The sequence below is a fragment of the Halorubrum sp. SD612 genome (assembly GCF_002135005.1).
The window spans coordinates 1-1,944 of the sequence record NZ_NEWI01000294.1; the positions used below are offsets into that span (position 1 = coordinate 1).

General features: G+C 72.7%; 2 protein-coding genes and 1 pseudogene. All 3 read left to right on the forward strand.

The features are described from left to right. Positions 1-863 (forward strand): VOC family protein (locus B9G38_RS16600; RefSeq protein WP_143415581.1); only part of this gene is annotated, 863 nt, incomplete at its 5' end. Positions 864-931: 68 nt separating this feature from the next. Next, positions 932-1,789 (forward strand): TatD family hydrolase, encoded by an 858-nt coding sequence (locus tag B9G38_RS16605; protein WP_086221112.1) that lies wholly within the window; start codon positions 932-934, stop codon positions 1,787-1,789. An 84-nt stretch (positions 1,790-1,873) separates the two neighbouring features. Then, positions 1,874-1,944 (forward strand): annotated as a pseudogene (locus tag B9G38_RS18795) (DUF2150 domain-containing protein); the annotation flags it as partial.

Sequence of the window (1,944 nt, forward strand, 5' to 3'; positions counted from 1 at the left end):
ACCCGGAGACGTACCACTTCTTCTACGGCGACGCCGAGGGGACGCCGGGGACCAGCATGACCTTCTTCCCGTGGACGGACCTCCCCGACGGCGAGGTCGGCGCCGGGCAGGTGTCCCGCACCGCGTTCCGGGTGCCCGAGGGGAGCCTCGACTTCTGGGAGGAGCGGTTCGACGAGCGCGGCGTCGAGTACGACGACCGCGAGGAGCGCTTCGGCGAGACGGTCCTCCCGTTCCGCGACCCGGACGGCCTCCCGGTCGAGCTGGTCGCCGTCGAGATCCCCGACGACGACCCGACGACCGCGTGGACCGCGCACGTCCCCGAGTCGGCCGCGATCCGCGGGTTCCACTCGGTGACGCTGTGGATCGACGAGCCGGAGCGCACCGAGCGCCTCCTCCGGACGATGGGGCTGACGGAGGCCGAGACGGCGGCCGACGCCGCGACGGGGACCGACCGCACCCGCTTCGCCGCGGGCGGTCCGGTCGGCGAGTACGTCGACGTGGTCGAGACCGACCGGCGGGGGAGTTCGGGGCGCGGCACGGTCCACCACGTCGCGTTTCAGACGCCGACGGACGCCGACCAGTCCGCGATGCGCGACGCGGTCGCGGCGATGGGGCTCCGGCCGACCCAACAGATCGACCGCCACTGGTTCCGATCGGTCTACTTCCGGGAGTTCGCGGGCGTCCTCTTCGAGCTCGCCACCGCCGAGCCCGGCTACGCCAGCGACGAGCCCCTCGATCGGCTCGGGGAGCGGCTGGTGTTGCCGGGGCGGTTCGAGGAGCGTCGCGAGGCGATCGAAGCCGGCCTCGTCGACGTGACGGTGCCGCGGACGGACACGGCGTTCGCGGCGAACCGGGCGGACTGAGCGGAGGGCGAGCGACCGGCCTTCACGGAGACCGATCCTTCTAATCCGCCGCCGTCGAACCACCGTCCATGACCGAGGACCTCGGCACGCCCGTGTTGGATAACCACCTCCACCTCGACCCGCGGCACGGCCGCGGGATCGAGGCCGTCGAGGAGTTCGCGCGGCTCGGCGGCACCCACCTCCTCGTCGTGAACAAGCCCTCGTGGCTGCTCGGCGTCGAGCCCGACGAGCCCGACGACTTCCGCGCCGTCTTCGACGAGACGCTGGAGACGGTCGCGGCCGCCACGGAGGCGCTTCCGGGGCGCGCGTGGCCCGTCCTGGGCGTCCACCCCGGACTGATCAGCCGGCTCGTCGACGAGCGCGACTTCTCGCCGGCGGCGGCCCGCGACCTCATGCGCGGCGGACTCGAAGTCGCGAGCGAGTACGTCGCCGACGGCGACGCGCTCGCGCTGAAGTCCGGGCGCCCGCACTACGACGTGAGCGACGCGGTGTGGGACGCGTCGAACGCGGTGACGCGGCGCGCGTTCGAGCTCGGCGCCGACGTCGGCTGCGCGGTCCAGCTCCACACCGAGGCCACCGAGGACCTGACCGGCCTCGCGGCGGTCGCCGAGGGGGTCGGGCTCGACCCCTCGAAGGTCGTCAAACACTACGCGGCCGGCGAACTCGCGGGCGTCACGCCCAGCGTGATGAGCGACAAGGACCGGCTGGAGCGCGCCGCCGAGGCGGGGGAGCCGTTCCTGATGGAGACGGACTTCGTCGACGACCCGGACCGGCCCGGGATGGTGCTGGGCCCGAAGACCGTCCCGCGACGGGTGCGCTGGCTGCTGGAGGCGGGCCGCGACGAGGCGGTCCGCCGGGCGCACGTCGAGACCCCCCGCGCAGTGTACGGGATCGACACCGCGGCGACGCTGGAGCGCGGCGACTGAATCGGGGATTCACGCGGGTGAGACACGGTCTCGGGCGGCGATCGATAGGAAAGGCATTTGAGTAGTCCGGGCGACGTACGGCACATGACCGACGACGACGCCGTTGAAACGTTCTATACCGACCAACGCTGGCAGAACCGGCTCGCCAGGCTGGC